Annotated in this window: 17 protein-coding genes and 2 tRNA genes; 14 read left to right on the top strand and 5 right to left on the bottom strand. The window is 44.3% G+C overall.

The genetic code is table 11. The annotated features are described in order from the left end of the window. Positions 1–313 precede the first annotated feature (313 nt). Positions 314–400, bottom strand: a tRNA-OTHER gene (locus MKX35_RS24500). A gap of 460 nt (positions 401–860) precedes the next feature. Between MKX35_RS24500 and MKX35_RS24495 the strand changes: the two genes are divergently transcribed. The 4 genes from MKX35_RS24495 (at position 861) to MKX35_RS24480 (ending at position 3,500) form a co-directional block, all read left to right on the top strand. After that, on the top strand, positions 861–1,184 hold the full coding sequence (locus MKX35_RS24495; protein WP_076298562.1) for a DUF2834 domain-containing protein: 324 nt from the start codon (positions 861–863) through the stop codon (positions 1,182–1,184). A 114-nt stretch (positions 1,185–1,298) separates the two neighbouring features. Further along, complete coding sequence (locus tag MKX35_RS24490) at positions 1,299–1,559, top strand: hypothetical protein (RefSeq protein ID WP_076283210.1); 261 nt, start codon at positions 1,299–1,301, stop codon at positions 1,557–1,559. Positions 1,560–1,831: 272 nt separating this feature from the next. Then, positions 1,832–1,999, top strand: coding sequence for a hypothetical protein (locus tag MKX35_RS24485; protein ID WP_179086649.1), 168 nt, complete (start codon positions 1,832–1,834; stop codon positions 1,997–1,999). 1 nt (position 2,000) lies between these two features. After that, positions 2,001–3,500 (top strand): stalk domain-containing protein, encoded by a 1,500-nt coding sequence (locus MKX35_RS24480; protein WP_076298561.1) that lies wholly within the window; start codon positions 2,001–2,003, stop codon positions 3,498–3,500. Positions 3,501–3,651: 151 nt separating this feature from the next. Here MKX35_RS24480 and MKX35_RS24475 read toward each other — a convergent pair whose 3' ends face one another. Beyond that, the gene (locus tag MKX35_RS24475; protein WP_076298560.1) at positions 3,652–4,068 is read right to left on the bottom strand and encodes a hypothetical protein; all 417 of its coding nucleotides are present in this window, start codon (positions 4,066–4,068) and stop codon (positions 3,652–3,654) included. 208 nt (positions 4,069–4,276) lie between these two features. Between MKX35_RS24475 and MKX35_RS24470 the strand changes: the two genes are divergently transcribed. The 4 genes from MKX35_RS24470 (at position 4,277) to MKX35_RS24455 (ending at position 6,919) form a co-directional block, all read left to right on the top strand. After that, positions 4,277–4,561 carry a WYL domain-containing protein gene (locus MKX35_RS24470; protein ID WP_081382748.1) on the top strand — a complete coding sequence of 95 codons (285 nt, stop codon included), beginning with the start codon at positions 4,277–4,279 and terminating at the stop codon, positions 4,559–4,561. 73 nt (positions 4,562–4,634) lie between these two features. Continuing rightward, entirely contained in the window at positions 4,635–5,039 is a 405-nt protein-coding gene (locus MKX35_RS24465) for a VOC family protein (protein WP_076283207.1), read from the top strand. 491 nt (positions 5,040–5,530) lie between these two features. Continuing rightward, complete coding sequence (locus MKX35_RS24460) at positions 5,531–6,487, top strand: quinone oxidoreductase family protein (RefSeq protein ID WP_076298559.1); 957 nt, start codon at positions 5,531–5,533, stop codon at positions 6,485–6,487. Between the two features lie 6 nt (positions 6,488–6,493). Then, positions 6,494–6,919 carry a MarR family winged helix-turn-helix transcriptional regulator gene (locus MKX35_RS24455; protein ID WP_076298558.1) on the top strand — a complete coding sequence of 142 codons (426 nt, stop codon included), beginning with the start codon at positions 6,494–6,496 and terminating at the stop codon, positions 6,917–6,919. 707 nt (positions 6,920–7,626) lie between these two features. Here the strand turns inward: MKX35_RS24455 and MKX35_RS24450 are convergent. Further along, entirely contained in the window at positions 7,627–9,342 is a 1,716-nt protein-coding gene (locus tag MKX35_RS24450; protein ID WP_076298557.1) for an ABC transporter ATP-binding protein, read from the bottom strand. Between the two features lie 268 nt (positions 9,343–9,610). Here MKX35_RS24450 and MKX35_RS24445 point away from each other — a divergent pair, with 268 nt between their 5' ends. Next, positions 9,611–10,834 carry a CynX/NimT family MFS transporter gene (locus MKX35_RS24445; protein WP_076283203.1) on the top strand — a complete coding sequence of 408 codons (1,224 nt, stop codon included), beginning with the start codon at positions 9,611–9,613 and terminating at the stop codon, positions 10,832–10,834. 87 nt (positions 10,835–10,921) lie between these two features. Here the strand turns inward: MKX35_RS24445 and MKX35_RS24440 are convergent, their stop codons facing one another. Beyond that, positions 10,922–11,683, bottom strand: a complete 762-nt coding sequence (locus MKX35_RS24440; protein ID WP_076298556.1) for a class I SAM-dependent methyltransferase — start codon at positions 11,681–11,683, stop codon at positions 10,922–10,924. Between the two features lie 271 nt (positions 11,684–11,954). Between MKX35_RS24440 and MKX35_RS24435 the strand changes: the two genes are divergently transcribed. From MKX35_RS24435 to MKX35_RS24415, 5 genes are all read left to right on the top strand, one after another. Beyond that, positions 11,955–12,038, top strand: a tRNA-Leu gene (locus MKX35_RS24435). A gap of 338 nt (positions 12,039–12,376) precedes the next feature. After that, positions 12,377–12,706 (top strand): PadR family transcriptional regulator, encoded by a 330-nt coding sequence (locus MKX35_RS24430; protein ID WP_042186765.1) that lies wholly within the window; start codon positions 12,377–12,379, stop codon positions 12,704–12,706. After that, positions 12,703–13,260: a DUF2812 domain-containing protein gene (locus MKX35_RS24425; RefSeq protein WP_076283200.1), complete on the top strand. Its 558-nt coding sequence runs from the start codon at positions 12,703–12,705 to the stop codon at positions 13,258–13,260. The genes MKX35_RS24430 and MKX35_RS24425 overlap by 4 nt, the downstream gene beginning before the upstream one ends. 221 nt (positions 13,261–13,481) lie before the next feature. Continuing rightward, the gene (locus tag MKX35_RS24420; RefSeq protein WP_256716225.1) at positions 13,482–16,571 is read left to right on the top strand and encodes a PAS domain S-box protein; all 3,090 of its coding nucleotides are present in this window, start codon (positions 13,482–13,484) and stop codon (positions 16,569–16,571) included. Between the two features lie 101 nt (positions 16,572–16,672). After that, a complete protein-coding gene (locus tag MKX35_RS24415) occupies positions 16,673–17,068 on the top strand; it encodes a NusG domain II-containing protein (RefSeq protein WP_076283407.1) in 396 nt (131 codons plus the stop codon). Here the strand turns inward: MKX35_RS24415 and MKX35_RS24410 are convergent. Further along, the gene (locus MKX35_RS24410) at positions 17,061–17,936 is read right to left on the bottom strand and encodes a TIGR03943 family putative permease subunit (RefSeq protein ID WP_076283198.1); all 876 of its coding nucleotides are present in this window, start codon (positions 17,934–17,936) and stop codon (positions 17,061–17,063) included. The two genes, MKX35_RS24415 and MKX35_RS24410, sit on opposite strands and share 8 nt — an antisense overlap. Between the last annotated feature and the right edge of the window lie 30 nt (positions 17,937–17,966).

The raw sequence follows: 17,966 nt of genomic DNA, 5'->3' as shown, positions 1-17,966 counted from the left end.
CTATTTAATTCTTCATCCTATACGCTAATCAAAGCAAATGACTAGACTTCGTGGGACGTATTCATATCCCAACATCTTACCTAGTACCGCCTTCTGAGTGTTTGTATCAACCCCTTTATGAGATATTATCTAGTGGGCTTCGAGTGCAATAAACCTTAGAATATCTGTACATAAGCAAATCATTCGGTCTCTGAACCAAACTAGTAAGCTATGGTGAAGGGCGAGAGGTTCGAATCCTCAAGCGGCTCTTCACAGCCACAGATGCGTTCCAAGCAAGTACTCTAGACCACTCTGTCACCTTACCTTATTAAGTTGGGTAAAGGAGAGATTCGAACTCTCGGTGATACTGCCGTACCACAAGGGATTCCCCTCTGCAATCAACCACTCTGCCACTTCACCCATAATGGAGGACAAAACAAGATTTGAACTCGCGAGAGCAACTGAAGGCACTAAACCATTGCACATACATCTTGCCCATCACGCCAAATGAAAGCGGTTTCAAAAATTCATTAGTTACATTCTAGCAAATACGTGGATTTTAAGACTACTGTACAAACAATAGAAAGTAGTCAAAAAACTATAGGGTTGACCAAAGTTTTCAATAGTTCTTTCGCTTATACGTCTCTAAGTCAGTTGCGCTGGTTGCCAGAGTAATGGCCCTAAAACTTGCCGTTACAGACAGCACGGTGAACCGTACCATAAGTAGGGGCAAGTTTTTTTGGAAAATCGCGCTGAGGGCTTGGAACGGAGCCTTGAAGGATATGGGTTGAAGAGCGGTCACGCGCAGCAGCGAAGATGGAGCAAACGGACTTTTGCGAGCTTTTTGGAGTTGCAAATTACAAAATAATGGAGGGTTATAAATGAAGTACTTTTACGGAGTATTATCTTTTTTGGGACTCGTCTTGCCCTATTCGCAATTCATCCCTTGGGTCGTGCGCAACGGCCTCGATTTGTCTCTCCTATTTGAAGCCATAACCAGTACGCGTATCGGAGCTTTTGCATGGATGGATGTTTTAGTTACCGCGATCGTGCTTATGGGATTTATTCTATTAGAAGGCACCAGAAAGAAAATGAAATATTTATGTCTGCCGATTGCAGGTACGCTACTGGTAGGTCCTTCACTGGGTCTTCCCTTGTTTTTGTTTCTTCGACAATTACACTTGGAGAAAAACATTCTAAAATAGCATCAAAGATGGGAACGGAAACATGGTTAAACGAATCAGTTTAAAATGTTCGGCATTTCTTGAACGTCATACTTCCATCGACGCAGCAAAGAATGTAATCTCGGATGCAGAGGCATGGATCGTAGACTTCAAAACGTTCTCCAACACATGATCACCTTTCAATTCATTATTGAAACAGATAGCGTGGGGCGTTTGCTTGCTCAGATTGAGGCATCTCCCCTTACACTTTTTTCAGAGTCATCAACAGAATTAAAGCTGCGTTTAGAAGATTGGGAAACGAAACGTCCGACAATAGAACTTAATGGTTCTTTAGTAGTGTACATCGTAAACGATGGGCCTGATGTTGAAGTTGACGTACCAGCGGTACCAGGCTAAAGGCTTCCTGCAAATGAATTGAAGGGTTGTCCACTATAATCTGTTTTAGTATGAAAGCTTGCCGGAACAGACTGAGTGGAGGACCTTATCATAAGTAGGGCGAATTATTATGCTTTTGAGTATGAATCTTCGCACAATCTCCGTTGTCGGCTTCGGTAAATGACTACTAAATTAATTTGTCATGTGACAATACTGATGACAGCGGTCACTATTAAATACAATTAGTTCCATTATAATAGATCTAGCTAGTGGTGCTAAGTGGTATACCCGGATTGTTCGCGACAGATGAAGGTAAGGCATATGCGGCAGTGAGCTTTGCTGGAGGAACGGGACTTGAAGGTGATCCCTATCAGATTGCAACCGCCGAACAATTGAATGCTGTTCGTAATTATTTAGGTGCTGGTATCTACTTCGAATTGACTAAATATGGGGGAAAGTAAAGTGATAAAAATAAAAAGACTGCAATTATCTATTGTACTTGTGCTTGTAATGACGTTGTTTGTGGTCCCTGTTGCTCAGGCGGCTCCGGTCGGCCAAGTGGCCGAGATTTCTATTATCGTTAATGATAGCGTAATCCCGAGTGACGTCGAACCCGTTGTCCATAAAGGAACCGCGCTTATGCCTTTGAGGGTCCTTGAAGACTCGCTCGGCGTGTCTCTTAACTGGAACAGTTCTACACAAACAATAGCGGTTTTTAAAGGAGATGCATCGGGTACGCTGATTATAGGCGACCCGACCGCCAGCATTAAAGTCGGTGATGTAGAGGAGAAGGTCACGCTCGATCAACCTGCTAAGATCATTCAGAACCGGGTTATGGTACCGGTACGTTTTATTGCCGAATTATTCGGTGCAAAAGTAGTATGGAATTCCACCATGAAAACCATCACCATCAGTACTCAGCCATCGGTTGACCAAGAATCGCAGAATTCTAAAGGCAATGGAGTCAAGGGTGATAAAGGCGATACCGGAGCGACTGGGCCAGCGGGAGCACAAGGCCCATCAGGACCGGCGGGATCACAAGGAGGTCCAGGGTCAGCGGGAGCACAAGGCCCAGCAGGACCGGCGGGATCACAAGGAGATCCGGGGCCAGCGGGAGCACAAGGCCCAGCAGGACCGGCGGGATCACAAGGAGATCCAGGGTCAGCGGGAGCACAAGGCCCATCAGGACCGGCGGGATCACAAGGAGATCCGGGGCCAGCGGGAGCACAAGGCCCAGCAGGACCGGCGGGACTACAAGGAGATCCAGGGCCAGCGGGAGCACAAGGCCCAGCAGGACCGGCGGGACCACAAGGAGATCCAGGGCCAGCGGGAGAACAAGGCCCAGCAGGACCGGCGGGACCACAAGGAGATCCAGGGCCAGCGGGAGCACAAGGCCCAGCAGGACCGGCGGGATCACAAGGAGATCCGGGGCCAGCGGGAGCACAAGGCCCATCAGGACCGGCGGGACCACAAGGAGATCCAGGGCCAGCGGGGACTTCTTTTACCTCGGAAGGATTTTCTGTTACGGGTACGACATACTCAATCGCTAGTAGCACGCTATTTACGAATTGGAGTGAGGCGTCCCCTTATTACGCAAGCCCTGCATTTAATCCTGCTACAGGGATATTTACGGCACCGGCCACTGGCAAGTATGCTATACATGCAACTGTTAACTATAAGACTAACGTTCCAGTTAGTATAAGCTTAGGAAGTGGCATTGATCCATTTTTTACCGTAAAGAAGAATGGCAGCACTGATTTAATAAAAGGTTATATGCCTATCTTGGACGTCAATATAGCGTTAATTTTAACTATAAGGACCGTACTAAGTAGTGCGACGGTGACGCTATCCGGTGATGTAGAGCTGCAAGCAGGTGAGGAAGTTGGATTATATTACGAAGCTGACGGTCTAACCCTTGGTTTCAGTACGGATATAGTATGGTCGATTCATCGGCTATCCTAATACAAGGTTGCATGAGGTGAAGTTGAACCTTTGGTAATAGAAACACATCTTAACAGATATAGAGTCGGGCCATTCTCTTTGGTAGAATGTCTGGCTCTATTTTTGAATAGGACTCTTTAACGAGGATAGTTAAGCAACTGTCTACAACAAATTATTGATCTTTAGGGGTGACTGGTTCAGAGTAGAACTGTTGATATCGTTCCAACAATTTCTTACCATTCTTCTTGACATAGTCTCGTTGCTTTCTAACATTATATCCTTTATAGGAACCATAGAAAATTCCTGAAGATGTGTGTAGATTTACAGCGTTTGATGCCACGCGGTTTGTAGGTTCTGTATTAATTTCTACACTGTCATAAAAGCGACTTCTTTTTGCATCTACAACAGTTGCATTCCAACCTTGCTTGTTTTTAATATCAGCAATCCGTATCCTAGCAACTATTGCTACAACCACTTCTTGCTCATTGTTCTCATCAGTTACAAATGCGTCGATAATATGTTTATTACTAGCTAGGTCAAGAACTTGTGTAACATCAAGTGTTTTTATTTCATTTGATCCGTTCGCCATATAAAACAACCCAACCTTTCATATTCAGATATAAATTGTATCGGAAATATATGGGTAGCTTATTACATCAAATGACGAAGGTAAGCCTGTGATTCAATTTCGGGGCTTTCTCTGACAAAGGAAAAGCCCCTTCCGCTTGTCAATCAGCTTCGTTATCCCTCGTTTGTTTCAAATGAAGAAACAGGCGTAATCGCGATTCGAGCTTCCTGTGCATTTTGACTTAAGAGAGTATACCCCTCCGGATGATCGCCACTTGCGAGTTCATCTTCGATTTAATCATGATCTCGCAGATAAGGTGAAGGAATCCAACTATCATTACATTGAAGAAATGAAAGAGCATCAAGCTGGATTAGATATGGTTTTACGCGTACGCCAACTGGATGAATTACTGCAATGGGTACTCGGCTGGGGAGCGGGTGTAATCTTATTGGAGCCTGAATCATTCCGGAATAAGATTCGTGAGGAAGCCCGAAAAATTTCAGAACGCTACTGACATAACGCTGTCAGTAGCGTTGTTTTATTATCGGGTATGTAAACATAAAGGAGTATAGAAAGGATGGTATTTTGTGAATTTTGCTTCTGTACGCATCATTACCGACGATGTGAATCGTCTCGTCGAGTTCTATGAAAAAGTTCTGGGTGTTTCGGCGGTGCACCCCGCGCCTGTTTTTGCCGAACTCGTTATGCCAGCATGTACCCTGGCAATCGGCCACTCCCAAACGGCGCAGCTATTCGGCGCTGGTTCCGTAGTGGCAGCGAGCAATCACACTGTCATCATCGAGTTCCGCGTCGACGATGTCGAAGCCGAATATGCACGCTTGAAGCCAATTGTCTATGATTGGGTAAAAGAACCGACCACGATGCCGTGGGGAAACCGTTCTATGCTGTTCCGTGATCCCGACGGCAACCTTGTAAACCTCTTCGAGCCGGTGACCGAGGAAGCGATTAAACGGTTTAGTGGCAGGCATTGATTAACTGATCTTCATGAGGGTCATGTCGAGGTCGTATCTAATTAATAGGTTTGTCATGTGGTCCTGATAGTAGTCAAAATATAACTAATTTTGCGTACCTCTCACGGCATAGAACCATCGGAGACAGACTTGCTCTGCTGCCGCAGCACCTGCTCCAGCCATTGACGGTCAACCTGTTGTGTACGAGATTATCTTCCATGATTTTGCCTCCATAATCAGTTCAACAGGGAACGACTGGACGGCCGCGGTGAACCGTATCATAAGTAACGGCAAGTTATTGCTTAATTAGTCTGGATGCAGAAAGACCGACCTGCCTTGCATATGGATAGTCCAGCTGAAAGACCGTGTCCAATTGGCGACGGTGAAGCACGAATTTAGCTAACCCTTTGACCTCAGTATATTCATCAAGGAATGGTTCGAAATAAAATGTGCATTGTGCACATAATTTGTGCGATGCACATAATTTCGAATGAGAGCTGGGTGTAATAACTATGAAGGCAGCAATAGTGAAGAAGAAGGGGACCATTCCCGTAATGGGTCATTTTGATTCCCCTGTTGCGACAGGTGGGCAAGTTATAATTAACGTTTCGGCAACAGCCTTGAGTCGAGTTAGCAAGTTCCGTTCAATGGGTAAGCACTACTCATCAGAAGTTAATTTTCCAATTGTAGCTGGTATTGACGGTGTTGGAACTTTGGAAGATGGGTCTCGAGTTTACTTTGCACTGCCAACGGCACCGTATGGTAGTTTGGCTGAGCAAACCGTTGTCAACGAGAAGCTAGTTGTCCGTTTACCAGATGGTATTGATGATCTCACTGCTGCCGCTATTGCCAACCCAGCTATGTCGTCATGGGCTGCATTGGTATTTCGGGCTGGCTTCAAATCCGGCCAAACGGTTTTGATTAACGGCGCCACTGGGGCATCCGGTAGCTTAGCAGTTCAGATTGCTAAGGGCCTTGGGGCCAAGAAAATCATTGTAACGGGACGCAATGAATCGAAGCTACATTCACTTGGAGCCGATGAGGCCATTGCATTTGATATAACAGCTGACTACGGACAAAAAATGTTTGAAAACGGCCTAATGCCAGTTATTGCTGAAGGTGTTGATGTTATATTGGATTACCTTTGGGGTGATAGCGCATTTGCCATCATGGCAGCTCTTTCTAAGAATAATACGGATCGTGTAACCCGCTTTGTAAGCATTGGGACTTCATCTGGACAAGAAAACATAAATTTACCTTCATCTATTTTACGCTCATCAACAATTGAACTGGTAGGTAGTGGAGATAAGAGTGTTTCTAAAGCTGATATGTTATCCGCTGTTCAAGGTGTTTTTGAGATGGCCGCCGAGGGGAAGATAAAGATTGACACAACAGAGTTTGCTCTAGAAAATATCGAAGAGGATTGGAATGCTCCGCTTACACCACGTCCAGTAGTAAAGGTGCGATAAAAAGAAATGGAGAATGAAATTTTTAAAGCGCTAATTGATTTAGTTTCCATTATCAATCGGCCAGACCGTGATAAGAAAATGATTGCTGATGCTGGTGTAAATTTGGAGGCAGCAGCCTTTCGCGTCTTTGTTGGTATCGAGCATCTCCAACCGACTAGTGTTGGTGATTTGGCTGCTATGATGGGGAAAAACTATTCGAGTGTTAGTCGGCAAATCGATAAGTTAGAGACCGCCGGGTTGGTTTATACTTATCCATCAAGTTCAGACTCTCGAATTCGTGTGTCTGAATTGACAAAATACGGGGAGGAAATCAATACAATGATTAACCTCGCCCGTGAGCGCAATATGCATGAAGCTTTAGCTGATTGGACTTGGGATGAAAAAAACGCATTATTAAATAATTTAAAGCGTTTATTCGAATCGTTGCAATAGTTCGACTGAGTACTGTTGTTGCAACTTTTTCTCTCCATGTTCGAATGCGACTCTTGTGTTGTGTTGTTTAATCATCCAAACTCATAAGTTCAATAGACGTTTCTCTACGACCAAGAAAGGAGCTGCCACGGCAGCTCCTTTCGCATTTTTCGCCGTTAGCCCTGTTACGGTGAACCGTATCACAAGTAGAGGCAAGTTTTTTGAAGAAAAACTCACAGGAGCCTGTGTTTACAGCAAGCCTAGTGGCCGTATCTGTCTAGTACAAAGAGACGATTGCCTGTACGGTTACGTCTCGGAGTTGGGAAGGGAAGAGGCTAGCTGGGGGCAGCGTAATGAAGTCTTGTTGGGTTTTGAAGATTCGTATATTCAGCTCTCCTGAAACTAAAAAAAGCTCATTCTACATCCGGGTGAACTTTTTTATAGAGTGTATAATAATTATTGGGACACAGATACTTCACTCATTAGAGCATGTACATTTTGGTCGTGGTCATGAAAGAACGTCAATGTAGAAGCAGCGATGTTAAAAATGATAGTAGGTACCTAGGTCACTGGACCCGACTCATGTGGTGTGCAGCCTCTCATGCTGGAAATAGATGAGAAGCACGAAAAAACAAGCCTAGTCGCCAATAACGTGGAGACTAGGCTTGTTATTCTTGAAAATCTCAGCAGCTGAATCAATCATTCTACAGAAGCTCCAGATAACGTCCCTAAGCGTTATATTGTGCCTGATGCAGCCGGCTGTATATGCCACCGGCATGGACTAACTCTTCATGGCGGCCTTGCTCGGCGATGCCTTCTTCGTTCACGACCATGATCCGGTCGGCATTCTTTATCGTCGTCAATCGGTGGGCGATGACGAGTGTGGTTCTACCCACGGACAGATCCGCCAGCGATTGCTGAATCGCTGCTTCCGTTTCTGTATCCAGTGCGGAAGTAGCTTCATCCAGAATCAGGATCGGCGGATTCTTCAGAAACATGCGGGCGATCGCTAGGCGCTGCTTCTGTCCACCGGACAGCTTCACACCGCGCTCGCCGATCACCGTATCCATGCCATCTGGAAGATTCTGAATGAGATCTTCCAGATGGGCACGCCGAGCAGCTTCCCAGATTTCAGGCAGCTTCGCATCCAGCTTTCCGTAGGCAATATTCTCACGAATCGTACCGGAGAATAGGAATACATCCTGCTGTACGATCCCGATCTGCTTACGTAACGACTCCAGCTTCATGTCACGGATATCGATGCCATCTATGGTGATAGCCCCGCCTGTGACATCATAGAAACGAGGGAGCAGGCTGCAAATAGTTGTTTTGCCTGCGCCAGAAGGTCCAACAAAGGCAATCGTTTCGCCAGCCTTAACTTTTAGGCTGATATTTTGTAGAACCGGACGGTCTTCGTCGTATCCGAAAAAGACATTCTGGAAGGTAATATCACCGTGTAAAGTATTTACCTCTACGGCATCCGGCTTATCGCTGATATCTGGCTCCGTATCAATAATTTCTAGATAACGTTTAAAGCCGGCAATTCCTTTTGGATAACTCTCGATAACGGCATTGATCTTCTCGATCGGACGGAAAAAGATATTGGACAACAGAATAAATGCCACAAACTCACCGATTTGCAACTCGCCATTGATGAAGAACCAAGCGCCGCTGATCATCACAAGGATCGTAATGAGGCGGGTCATCATATAGCTGACGGATAAGCTTTTGGCCATGATTTTATAAGCGAGAAGCTTAGTTTTACGGAACATTTGGTTATCTACTGCGAATAGCTCTTGTTCATGCTGCTCATTGGCAAAAGATTGAACAACCCGGATACCACCGACATTATCTTCGATACGGGCATTGAAACTACCTACATTTCCAAAAAGCTGGCGGTAGGTGGAAGTCATGTTGCGTCCGAAGTAGATGATCACCCAAGCCATAATTGGAACGATAATAAAAGTAATAATGGCCAGCTTCAGATTAATATCAGCCATAAGGAGGAAAGCACCGACAAGTGTCATGATGGCGATAAATATATCCTCAGGACCGTGATGCGCCACCTCGCCGATATCATTTAAATCGTTGGTGATTCGCCCGATGAGGTGACCTGTTTTATTGTTATCGAAGAATCGGAAGGACAGTTTCTGGATGTGATCGAACATTTTTTTACGCATATCGGTCTCGATATTAATGCCAAGCATATGCCCCCAGTATGTAACGATATACTGCATAACTGTATTCAAGGCGTAAATAGCTAGGAGCGCGACACACGCAATAAGAATTAGCGGCCAATCTTGACCCGGAAGCAAATCATCAATAAATTTATTGACAGCTACCGGAAAAGCTAGTTCTAGAAGACCTGCAAAAACAGCGCAGGAGAAGTCCAATATAAATAGTTTTTTATACGGACGATAGTAGGAAAAAAACCTTCGAAGCATTCTGTTCACTCTTTTCTATAAGAATATGTAGGAGATCGAATGAAATTGATTCTCAATTGTCTTGATTATATGGATACTAAAGATGTCATTCGATTTTGTCAATAATAGGGTTATAAAATTACTTAAGGCTTGTAACTTTTATAATAATAGTGGATGATAGGTCTTAATGCCATGTAATAAACATTTTTATATTTCTGGCGTAATCGCTCACCGTCCTTACAGGAATGTCAAAGGCGTTTATGCTTGTTGCAATTTAGGAGGATACATGATGAAAGCATCGCAACGAGAAGGAAACATTCAGAATAGAGGTTTAACGGATACCAAATATGATCGCTGGCTGCTAGTGTTGGGGATTGTGTTTATCGCAGCGGCACTTAGAGCGCCTTTCACATCCGTCGGTCCACTGGTACAAATGATTCAGGATGATCTAGGCTTATCGAACACTTTAGCAGGAGCTATTACTACTCTACCATTGTTGGCTTTTGCCATTTTGTCCCCGTTTGCTCCAAAGCTAGCTCGCCGTTTCGGCTTGGCTAATGTGTTATTAATTGCTATGGTTATGCTTGCTATGGGGATTCTAATCCGGTCGGGATCTGGAACGGGACTGTTGTTCACAGGTACGGCGATACTCGGGCTTTCTATTGCAGTATGTAATGTATTGCTTCCGGGTCTGATTAAAGGGAAGTTTCCTCACAAAATTGGGTTAATGACAGGTGTCTACACCGTCTCGATGAATTTATGTGCAGCCGTCGCTTCAGGTATTAGTGTACCGCTAGCTAGTCATGCTGGATTTGGCTGGAGAGGGACTTTGGCGATTTGGTTTATGATCGCTGCGCTAGCAACCCTGTTCTGGATTCCGCAAATGCGCAAGCTCGATCAAGGGACTGGGGCCAAGGGGTCGATCTCTAGTGGAAATATGTGGCGTTCTTCGCTTGCTTGGAAGGTAACGATTTTTATGGGCTTACAGTCGTTGCTCTATTATGTCTTCATAGCTTGGTTCTCTGTTCTCCTTGGTGAGCGAGGGATGTCATCAAGCCATGCAGGTTGGTTACTATCACTAATGCAAATGGCCCAGCTGCCGTTTACTTTCTTCGTGCCGTTGTGGGCAGGTCGGATGAAGAACCAACGTATTCTAGTAATCATCACGGCTATTTTGTATTTCATCGGAATCGGTGGCATTTGGTTGGGAAGCAGTGCTTTAATGGCTGTCTGGGCGATCTGTTTTGGGATTGCCGGAGGATTTGCCTTCGGACTTGTGATGATGTTCTTCAGTCTACGGACCAGAAGCACTCAAGAAGCAGCGGAACTGTCGGGAATGGCCCAATCCGTAGGTTACGTGCTTGCAGCAATGGGCCCGGCATTATTCGGATGGCTTCATGATGTAACGAATAGCTGGACGATGCCGCTTGTTTTATTGCTGGGTGCAAGCGTATTGCTGCTGGTTGTCGGACTTGGTGCTGGTAGCGATCGATATGTGGGAGATAGAAGATAGATGGTCATAAAAAGAGTGTATTGGTGCGGACACGCGCCAGTACACTCTTTTTTTTTGTTGCATAGGAAGAAGCCACGCCCTTCATTGTTAGACGCGTTTGTAAGCGACGACCCGGATTCTTCGATAATCCATCACCCAGCGGCCATCCTGAAATAATGTCGGTCTAAGTTTTTGTTCCATATAAGAGAGGACTTCTTCTCGTTCAGATGGTGTTAGGACACTTAAGATTCCATTAGCAAAAGTGTTCAGCCAGGACTGGAACCCTTGCTCTCCAGCCTCTAGTGGGGTTGGACGGTCGAAACAAAGGGCGAGGTCAACAGTCAGTCCATGTTGTTCTAGTAGTGTTGTATATTGTCCGATGCTAGGGAAATACCAAGGTAATTGAAGTTTATCACTACACCCTATAGCGGTAAAAGCATTTGGAAGCTCAGTAACGATAGAAGCGATATTGCCCTGCCCACCGAACTCGGCAACAAAACGTCCGCCTGTTCGTAGGCTAGCTGTGATAGAAGCAGCTGCTCCGTTCGCGTCGGTCAACCAGTGTAGAGCAGCGTTGCTGAACACGGCATCGACTGGCTGTTCCGCCACATAGTTTTGCCCATCTGCTAAGATGAAGTTTAGCTGGGGATGCTTGTCACGGGCAGTCTGAATCATTTCGGCTGAAGCATCAATACCTGTTACAGTGGCACCACTAGCAGCGATGGCTTCTCCCAAATCACCTGTTCCGCAGCCCCAATCAACAATTTGTTCGCCAGGCTGGGGGCGAAGAAGTTCAATCAAAGACTCTCCAAACTGAGACACAAAGGCCATATCAGTATCATAGGTTCCGGTATTCCACTGCTGGTTCATACGTATTCGTCCTTTCTGGTTTGGAATTACAGTGATACTTCTGATGCAGCACATTCTTTTAATTATGTTGTATCATACCAGCCTCTTATAAGTGAAATATATAAACTGAATAACTGTGATTGGTTATGCCTATGGGTATTTGAATATGTTATATCGCTTATATCGCTGTTGTTAGATTTATCTGTACATCGATTTAAAAATATGTTGCTATTTATCCGAAAAAAGAGTATAGTCTTATGTACAGTGATTATTTCATTGGTGTACATAATGTGCGGTCGTGGCGGAATTGGCAGACGCGCACGGTTCAGGTCCGTGTGGTAGCAATATCGTGGAGGTTCGAGTCCTCTCGACCGCATCATCAAATAGGCTTATACAATTGCTCTTGGGCAGTTGTATAAGCCTATTTTTTATGTCTGAAGAAAGTGATGGTGGTCCAATTCTAGTGGCTTCTAAGTCCGATACACCCCATGCGTAGTGGAAGGAATAGATTTAATTAGATGGGGTAGATCCAAGTTGAGGAGATTGCGATCATGAACCGTCTATATCCATGGGCTATAGGCTTTTTTTCGTGGTTATGATCGGTTAGGTTTACTAAAAATAGGTATTTTTGTATTGACAATTATATCGGCTTCCGTAATAATATTATTACGGTAACCGATATATCGCTAACAGTAATAGAATGGAGATGGAATCATGCCTGAAAGCTCAGAAAGAGGAGCCTTAACGGAAGCTGTATTTTACATTTTATTGTCTTTATACACCGCAATGCACGGATACGCGATTATGCAGAATGTGAAGGATTTAAGTCATGGTCGAGTGGAACTTGGAGCGGGCACTTTATATGGAGCTATCAACACCTTGCTTGAGAAAAACTGGATAAGAGCTATAGAAGGGGAAGAAGGCTCCCGAAGAAAGGAATACGAAATTACTGAATTAGGGAAGACAGTGATTCAGGGGGAGCTTATTCGGTTGGAAGAACTGATTGCCAATGGGAAGAGAATAGCTGGAGGTGAGTCCAAATGAAACATGTGGTTCGCAAGCTGTTTTGGGATTTTGAGAAGGAAGAACAGTGGCTTAATGAAATGTCTGCCAAAGGGTTAGCCCTTTCAAGCTACTCCTGGTGTAAATATGTGTTTACTGACTCGCCTCAGAATGAGTATACGTATAGAATTGAGCTTTTAGATAATGTGCCTACTCATCCGGAAAGCATGGCATACCTCAAGTTTCTAGAAGAAAATGGAGTAGAGTGTGTTAGCAGCTATGTTCGCTGGATTTATCTTAGAAAGAAGTCATCCGAAGGTGCGTTTGATATTTACACAGATCTGGAATCCAAAATAAAACACTTTAAGCGAATCAACACACTATGGAATTCTGTCATGTGGTTAGAGTTCGTTGTTGGTTTGGCCAACATTCTCATTGGGGTAACGAATTATTTCAATTCATCCAGCAGAATTAGTTTGATAAACGTTGTTCTAGGCGGGCTTTTAATCCTTTTAGGACTTGTTTTTTTAAGAGCAGGCGCACCTATCCGTAAGAAAATTAAGAAGCTTCAGCAAGAGAATTTAATAAGAGAATAGTCATTTGAAGTTGTGATATGTACTAACAGCAAGCTTCCCGAGTGTTGGGGGCTTGCTGTTTATTTTTTGTCTGTGAGGATAACGCGCAATCTCTTTGATTTATACCCGCCTATCATTTAGGACTCAGCTATCAAGCTTAATTACCGAAAAAAAGGTATACTGGAATAGATTACGAGATTGTAATAAAGTTTGTCCCCATCTCAAAAGAGGAGGCTACTCAGGTGTCTGAATTTCTTTTTAAGCAACTATACTTACGGTCTTCTATAGGGGTTGCTGTAGTCTCTCCCAAGGAAGGAACCTTGATTCAATCTAATCCAGCACTTTGCCGTATGCTTGGTTATTCTGAAGAAGAGCTTTTAAATATGCACTATCTAGATCTTATTTATCCAGACGATGTAGCTGATGATGATCATTACGTTATCCTGAACAATCTCTTAGCAGATCCTGGGACCGCAATAGAGTTAGAAAGACGGTTCTTATGTAAGGGTGGCGAGATAATCTGGGTAGCTCAACATATATTTCTGATTCTTCAGGAGAACTCTAGTGAACCCCTTGTCTTGATCTCAGAACTTACGGATATCACAGACCGAAAGCTTGCGGAAGATAAGATTCAGGAAGATCAGCATTTATATAATTTGATCACACAAAATACGCCAGATATGATTTCTTTTGGCGGACCAGACGGTACACTGCACTACGTTTCTCCTTCAGTGGAGTTGTTGCTAGGATATCCTCCAGATGAAATGATCGGTACGAAAAGACCTGAGTATTATCACGCAGAAGATGCCCTTGAAATGACAAAACACGGAAAGCTCTATTCTGATACGGATGTGTATACACGCAGGGCCCGGCATAAAGACGGACATTATTTGTGGATTGAGAGCAGCTCACAGGTGGTACGTGATGAGCAGGGGGAAATCAAGCAGATATTAACGATCGGCCGTGATATTACGCAGCGTAAGAAATATGAGGATATGCTGGCGCAAGCCCAATATCTTGCGAAAATGGGATCGTGGGAATGGGATGCGACGAAAACGCGGTTGACGGTTTCTAGAGAGATGCGTAACATTTTTGGCTTTTCATTGGACGACAGCAATCATTCCTATTTTGATTACAAACGAGTGCTTTCCTGTATTGATCCAGATGATTTTACTAGACTTCAAAAGCTGGTTCACCAGTCTTTAGCGAATGGGACGAATGGCGAAGTTATGGTTCGAATTAAAAGTGCGGATGGAAAATTGAAGTTTCTGGATGCACACTGGGAAGTGACCAAAGATGAGGAAGGAAGAGTGCTACAGATCAATGGGATTGCCCAGGATGTGACTGAACGTCATCGTATGGAGGAACAGATGCGTGATAGTGAGCAGAATTACCGACTCCTGTCGGAAAATTCAATGGATTTCATTTCACGTAATACAGCGGACGGAGACCTCATCTATCTGTATGCATCACCCATTTGCCAGACGATGTTCGGCTATACACCGGAAGAAATGTACGAAACGAGAGGTATTGATTACATACATCCTGAAGACAAGGAGAAAGTGGTGTCCTATCTTAGCAACTGTATGGAAGGGAAGAAGCTCGACCCTGTGACCTTTCGGTTTCTATGCAAAGATGGAACGTACATTTGGACGGAAACAACACTTCGCTATATTTACTCGGAGACCTTTGGAGGACGGGAGCTTGTGTGTGTAACCCGGGACATTGCGGAACGGGCGCGGCATTTTGAAGAAATAGAGAAGTTAAGTAACGAGCATGCTCTAATATTGAATTCGGTATCTGAAGGCATATTTGGTATGAATCTTGAAGGGGATACGATGTTCATCAATCCAGCGGCGATTACTATGCTAGGATACGATCCAACGGAATGGTTGAACAGCAAATTCCATACGATTCATCAGACTTGGCTGGATAATGAGCCATTCTTGGGCATTCAGAAGACGCTGATTCCCTCGCACTTCAATAATCGCTCTTTTGATGAGAAAGAGGGTGTGTTTTGGAGGCAAGATGGTTCCAGCTTTTTGGTCAGATATCACATGACTCCTCTTTTTGATGGAGAAGAGCGGATCGGGGCTGTAGTGGTTTTCCGAGATATCACAGAAGAGAAGGAGATTGTGCGAGCGAAGGAGTCTGCAGAGGAAGCGGATCGGGCGAAATCGGAGTTTCTAGCGATCATGAGCCATGAGCTGCGTACGCCTATGAACGGTATTATAGGAATGGCAGACTTGCTCTCAGGGACAGAGCTAAATGAAGAGCAGAGCTACTACACACAAATCATTACAAGTAGCGGAGAAGCATTGCTTCATATTTTGAATGAAGTGCTGGATTTCAGCAAAATTGAAGCAGGCATGATGACACTTGAACTGCAAATGGTAGATTTGCGTGAAGTGATACAGAACGTTAGTGAGCTATTCTATCCGAAGGTCAAAGAAAAAGGGTTGTTATTAACTATCAATATTGCACCTGATCTTCCATTTGTCGTTGTGACGGATGAGGCGAGATTGCGCCAAATTCTCGTGAACTTAGTGGGAAATGCGGTGAAATTTACGGAGACAGGTGAAATTAGTATTGCTGCCAGTCTGGAAGCTTCTCGAAAGTCAGGAAATATTATCGTTAAATTCATGGTTAAAGATACGGGCTTGGGGATCCCGGTTGCCAGTCAAGGGTTATTGTTTCAATCGTTCTCGCAATTGCATCCTTCCATTAATCGAAAATATGGCGGAACAGGACTTGGACTGGCGATTAGCAAAAAGCTGGTGGAGCTGCTCGGAGGAGCGATTGGTGTGAGGAGCTGTGAGGAACATGGCTCAGAGTTCTTTTTCACCGTGGAGGTCTCTTTGCCAAAAGAGGAATGGAATCAGAAGGTTACGCTCCGCCCTTCAGTGGATACAGACAAAAGCAATAAACCTAACGCCAGAGCATCTGATAAGGGAGAATATGGACCGATGTCTATTCTCATCGCTGAAGATCATCCTGTGAATCAGCAACTGATGCTGGCTTATATGAAGAAGAGGGGATACTTCCCTGACATTGCATCAAATGGCGAGGAAGCAGTTCGAGCTGTGCTGTCCAAGGATTATGATCTCGTCTTTATGGATATCCAGATGCCTATTATGGATGGGATAGAAGCAACAGGAATCATACGTGAGAAGCTTGGGCTGTCTCCCATTATTATTGCGGCCACAGCTTTTGCCAGAAATGAAGATAAAGACATGTGTCTGAGTGCAGGAATGCAGGATTTCATCTCCAAGCCTATCTCCATAAAGGAGCTTGACAGGGTATTAAAAGATTGGTCTACTCGGATTCGTTAAGGATGAGGAGTGTCATTGACAAAAGGGCGTAAGATTAATATATTTGTAATCGTAATTATTACGAATATATTGTCAATGAAAGGATCCATACCTTGTTAAAGATGAAGCGTGGCGATTTTGTAATCATTTTTTTAGCTCTATTCGCAGCGGGTTTGATTTACGGAATCAAGTGGTGGGACACCCATAATGAACAGTATCAACAAGGCGATTTGAAAGCTATAATTACGGTTGATGGTAAGGAATACAAGACCGTTTCTTTGACTAAAGAAGAGCAAATTATAGATATTCAATCGAAGTTTGGTCACAATACCTTAAAGGTATTTGATTACGGGATCCAAATGACATATTCTGACGCTCCTTTGCGAATCGCTTTGGAAATGGGGTTTATTTCTAGGCCAAAGCAGCAAATCATCTGTATACCCGCCCGTATTATGGTTGAAGTATTTAACCCTAACCGATCTGTGAATGATGAGGATGAGCTGGACGCAATTATTTAGTAGGGTTGGCCGTATTCGTCAAAGCTTTCCATGCGGTTATGGAGTCAGCACTCGTGTAAATGTAGGGTGTTGTTGGTTGCGCGATAGGTGTAATTGCTTCTGCGCGTATTTGCATCATTTCTTGGCCTTTGTATTGCACAATTTGAAGCTTGCCCCGAACCTCTATCCAGGTATCAGTGGGCAAGCTTTTTAATTTGCCGGAATCAACCAACATCCCAAACGGAGTAGCATCGGCGGTACAGCACTGAACCAGAAATCTGCCAATGGCAAAAGCATTCTCTGGCGTTTCACTGTCATCGCGATATAGAAAACCGGAAACAGAAATTTCTTTACCTTCAAATTGTTGTTTATACATGTCAATAGCGCCTAGTGTTTCTGAAAAAATATCAGAATACACAGGGATAGTAGGCTGCGCATATAAGATCTTAGCTAGCTCGGTGAGCTCCTCATGATAAGGATCAATCGATTCGAATCTAACAGCGTTGGTAGTCTCTGATGGTAAAGAGGTGAACGAAATCCCCTTTTTACTAGCGGCCATACTTCCCAAGGCACGATCAGGAAGTGCAAATCCAAGCAGCAGTGGAAACAGGAATAATCCATAAAGCGCTGTACTTTTAAATATGGAATGTGGGAGGCGATGCTCGCAGTCACATAGCACACTTCCCTTACCAAATAAGGCTTGAATGGCCAAGCTGAGCGCCATTAGTGTCAGAGGAATCGGACATAACTGAACCCAGCGTGCTAGCTTAGGCGCTACATAATAATGCAAAGCGTCCTGCTGTACTAAATGCCCAATATAGAGAGCAAAGGCGAGCAGAATGACCGCCCTTAACAAATAGTGAAATCGGATGCTTCGAGAGTCATTCATGCGCTTCCTCCTAACAATGGGGTAAGCATC

Origin of the sequence: Paenibacillus sp. FSL R5-0923, from assembly GCF_038009145.1 — a bacterium.
Taxonomy (GTDB): Bacteria; Bacillota; Bacilli; order Paenibacillales; family Paenibacillaceae; genus Paenibacillus_AQ.
Note: the sequence above shows the minus strand (reverse complement) of the source record. Positions and strands in the feature narration are given on the sequence as shown.

What these genes read in the sequence shown, in the direction of transcription:
- MKX35_RS24495 (WP_076298562.1), top strand. Translation starts at nt 861, where the DNA reads ATGAAGTACTTTTACGGAGTATTATCTTTTTTGGGACTCGTCTTGCCC.
- MKX35_RS24490 (WP_076283210.1), top strand. Translation starts at nt 1,299, where the DNA reads ATGGATCGTAGACTTCAAAACGTTCTCCAACACATGATCACCTTTCAA.
- MKX35_RS24475 (WP_076298560.1), bottom strand. Translation starts at nt 4,068, where the DNA reads ATGGCGAACGGATCAAATGAAATAAAAACACTTGATGTTACACAAGTT.
- MKX35_RS24460 (WP_076298559.1), top strand. Translation starts at nt 5,531, where the DNA reads ATGAAGGCAGCAATAGTGAAGAAGAAGGGGACCATTCCCGTAATGGGT.
- MKX35_RS24455 (WP_076298558.1), top strand. Translation starts at nt 6,494, where the DNA reads ATGGAGAATGAAATTTTTAAAGCGCTAATTGATTTAGTTTCCATTATC.
- MKX35_RS24450 (WP_076298557.1), bottom strand. Translation starts at nt 9,342, where the DNA reads ATGCTTCGAAGGTTTTTTTCCTACTATCGTCCGTATAAAAAACTATTT.
- MKX35_RS24445 (WP_076283203.1), top strand. Translation starts at nt 9,611, where the DNA reads ATGAAAGCATCGCAACGAGAAGGAAACATTCAGAATAGAGGTTTAACG.
- MKX35_RS24440 (WP_076298556.1), bottom strand. Translation starts at nt 11,683, where the DNA reads ATGAACCAGCAGTGGAATACCGGAACCTATGATACTGATATGGCCTTT.
- MKX35_RS24430 (WP_042186765.1), top strand. Translation starts at nt 12,377, where the DNA reads ATGCCTGAAAGCTCAGAAAGAGGAGCCTTAACGGAAGCTGTATTTTAC.
- MKX35_RS24425 (WP_076283200.1), top strand. Translation starts at nt 12,703, where the DNA reads ATGAAACATGTGGTTCGCAAGCTGTTTTGGGATTTTGAGAAGGAAGAA.
- MKX35_RS24415 (WP_076283407.1), top strand. Translation starts at nt 16,673, where the DNA reads ATGAAGCGTGGCGATTTTGTAATCATTTTTTTAGCTCTATTCGCAGCG.
- MKX35_RS24410 (WP_076283198.1), bottom strand. Translation starts at nt 17,936, where the DNA reads ATGAATGACTCTCGAAGCATCCGATTTCACTATTTGTTAAGGGCGGTC.